We start from the raw sequence: 3,124 nt of genomic DNA, 5'->3' as shown, positions 1-3,124 counted from the left end.
CAGTCCATCAAAGTATTAGGAAAAGTATTGTTAAACGAATACATGTTCCCGTTTGAATTCATCTCTATTTTGTTATTAGTTGCTATGATAGGAACGGTATTATTGACTAAAAAAGAAAAAAACAATGAGTAATATATTAAATCAAATCGGTATTGAAAATTATATTTTCTTATCGGTACTTCTTTTTTGCATCGGTGTTTTTGGGGTGTTATACCGCCGAAATGCGATTATTGTATTTATGTCTATCGAAATTATGTTGAATGCTGTAAACTTATTGTTTGTTGCGTTTTCAACCTATCATCAAGATGCCGAAGGACAGGTTTTTGTGTTTTTCTCTATGGCTGTAGCTGCTGCAGAAGTAGCGGTAGGATTGGCTATTCTGGTTTCGGTATACCGTAATCTAGGCTCAATCGACATTGATAATTTAAAAAATTTAAAAGGATAATCTTAACATGGACACAAATTTAGCTTTACTATTACTTTTATCTCCATTTGTTGGGTTTCTTTTCAATATATTCTTTGGAAATAAAATAAGCAAAGGAATCGCAGGCGTTGTGGGAACATTAACAGTTGTTTTTTCTTTTTTACTAACACTTTGTTTTTTTACACAACTCCTTCAAACAGGAAAAGCCATTGAAATTTCATTGTTTGATTGGATTTCAATTGGGAAATTAAACATTGATTTCGGAATTGTTTTGGATCAATTATCCTTGCTGTGGTTGCTATTTGTAACCGGTATCGGATCGTTAATTCACCTGTATTCGATCAGTTACATGCATGATGACGAGAACATGCCTAAATTTTTCGCCTATTTAAATCTATTCGTATTCTTTATGATTACGTTAGTCATCGGAAACAACTTATTAGTAATGTTCATCGGATGGGAAGGCGTTGGACTGTGTTCGTATCTATTGATCGGATTTTGGTATAAAAATCAATCCTATAATGATGCCGCTAAAAAAGCATTTATCATGAACCGAATTGGTGACTTAGGCTTTTTAATTGGAATCTTTATTTTAGCTTCTCAATTTGCTACCTTAAATTATTCCGAAATACAAAACGCAATAGCTGCGGGTCAAGTAAACACAACTGCTTTAGGTATTGCAGCCTTATGTTTATTCATTGGAGCAACCGGTAAATCGGCACAATTGCCATTGTATACTTGGTTACCCGATGCGATGGCAGGACCAACACCCGTTTCGGCATTAATTCACGCAGCAACAATGGTAACAGCGGGTATTTTCATGATCACTCGAATGAATTTCTTATTTGATTTAACGCCTGAAATTCAAAATATAATTGCCATTGTAGGTGCTATTACGGCATTGGTAGCGGCTTCAATCGGATTACTACAAAATGACATCAAAAAAGTATTGGCCTACTCTACTGTTTCGCAACTGGGGTTAATGTTTTTAGCTTTAGGAATGGGCGCTTATACGGTAGCCGTTTTCCACGTAATTACGCACGCTTTCTTTAAAGCTTGTTTGTTCTTGGGTTCGGGATCTGTAATTCATGCCTTACATGGCGAACAAGACATGCGCAAAATGGGTGGTTTACGCAAAGTAATGCCCGTCACTTTTTGGACGATGATGATTTCAACCTTGGCCATTGCCGGAATATTTCCATTTGCTGGATTTTGGTCGAAAGACGAAATTTTATTAACCGCATTCGAACACAACAAAGTATTGTGGATTGTGGCTTCAATTGCATCTATCATGACCGCTTTCTATATGTTTAGATTGATGTACTTAACCTTCTTTAGAACATTTAGAGGTACCGAAGAACAAAAACATCATTTACACGAAAGTCCGAAATTAATCACAATTCCATTGGTAATTTTAGCGGTTTTAGCGGCTATCGGTGGAGCAATTAATTTACCTGGTAGCTTTTGGTTAAACCATTATTTAGAACCTATTTTGGCAACTAAACATCACGCACATGCGCTTGGCGCTCATGAATTTATGTTGATGGGGGTTGCTTTGGCTGGAGCAGTTGTTGGAATACTTTGGGCTTATGGTAAATACTTAAAACAAGGATTTGTACCGAAAGAAGATGAGGCAATTGAAGGATTCAACAAAGTCATCTATAACAAATATTATGTAGACGAGATTTATACTGCTTTACTTGTAAGACCAATAAATGCAATTTCAAATTTCAGTAGAGAAACAGTAGAGCCACAACTTTCCAAATTGGTATTCAGTTTTGGATCGGCTGCAAACGCTTTGGGATCGCAAGGGAAAAAAGTGCATAACGGGAACATAGGATTGTATCTGTTTATGTTTGTTCTCGGAATTTGTGCCCTAATTATTTATTTATTTATTGCTCAATAATTTTATAACAATGGATGTATCTATATTATTACTTTCTCTATTAATCGGTGCACTAGTTACCTATTTTTCTGGAGACAAATTGGCTTCAACAGTGGCTTTACTTTTTAGTTTAGGCGCTTTAGTGATTTCTTTGAATATACTCTATTTATTTACAAATGGGAGCAATGTAGGCATTTTGCATGGATGGATAACCTTGCCTAAAGTAAGTGTTGCATTGTATGCAGATGGATTGTCATTATCCATGGTGTTATTAACTACAATTTTAACCCCATTGATTATATTTTCTTCATTTGGAACCACGGTAACAAATGCTAAAAATTTCTATGCTTTGATATTGTTTATGGCCTTTGCAATGATTGGAACATTCTTGGCGGCAGATGGATTACTCTATTATGTGTTCTGGGAATTAGCCTTAATCCCAATTTATTTTATTGCCTTAATTTGGGGAAATGGCGATGCAGAAAAACGTAAAAAAGCCGTTCTAAAATTTTTCATATACACATTAGCAGGTTCGCTATTTATGTTGGTGGCATTTGCTTATTTATATACCAAAGCAGGTAGTTTTTTACTACAAGATTTATACAATCTAAATTTATCGACTCAAGAGCAGTTTTGGATTTTCTTTGCGTTCTTTTTAGCGTACGCGATTAAAATTCCAATCATTCCGTTTCATACGTGGCAAGCAAAGGTATACCAAAAAGCGCCAACTGTGGGAACCATGTTGTTATCAGGAATCATGCTTAAAATGGGATTGTACAGCATTATTCGTTGGCAATTACCCATTGCGCCTCAAG

General features: G+C 35.5%; 4 protein-coding genes. All 4 read left to right on the top strand.

Features of this window, described 5'->3' with window-relative positions:
• Window positions 1-132 (top strand): NADH-quinone oxidoreductase subunit J (locus tag ACIQ6Z_RS09695; protein WP_396210676.1); only part of this gene is annotated, 132 nt, incomplete at its 5' end.
• A complete protein-coding gene (gene nuoK / locus ACIQ6Z_RS09690; RefSeq protein WP_396138019.1) occupies window positions 125-445 on the top strand; it encodes an NADH-quinone oxidoreductase subunit NuoK in 321 nt (106 codons plus the stop codon). The genes ACIQ6Z_RS09695 and nuoK, both read left to right, overlap by 8 nt.
• A gap of 7 nt (window positions 446-452) precedes the next feature.
• On the top strand, window positions 453-2,330 hold the full coding sequence (nuoL, locus tag ACIQ6Z_RS09685; protein ID WP_396210675.1) for an NADH-quinone oxidoreductase subunit L: 1,878 nt from the start codon (window positions 453-455) through the stop codon (window positions 2,328-2,330).
• Between the two features lie 10 nt (window positions 2,331-2,340).
• Window positions 2,341-3,124, top strand: a 784-nt coding sequence (locus ACIQ6Z_RS09680) for a NuoM family protein (RefSeq protein ID WP_396210674.1), incomplete at its 3' end; no start/stop codon positions are given.

The sequence above is a fragment of the Flavobacterium sp. genome (assembly GCF_044376915.1).
GTDB lineage: Bacteria > Bacteroidota > Bacteroidia > Flavobacteriales > Flavobacteriaceae > Flavobacterium.
This window is presented reverse-complemented; position numbering and strand designations above follow the sequence as displayed.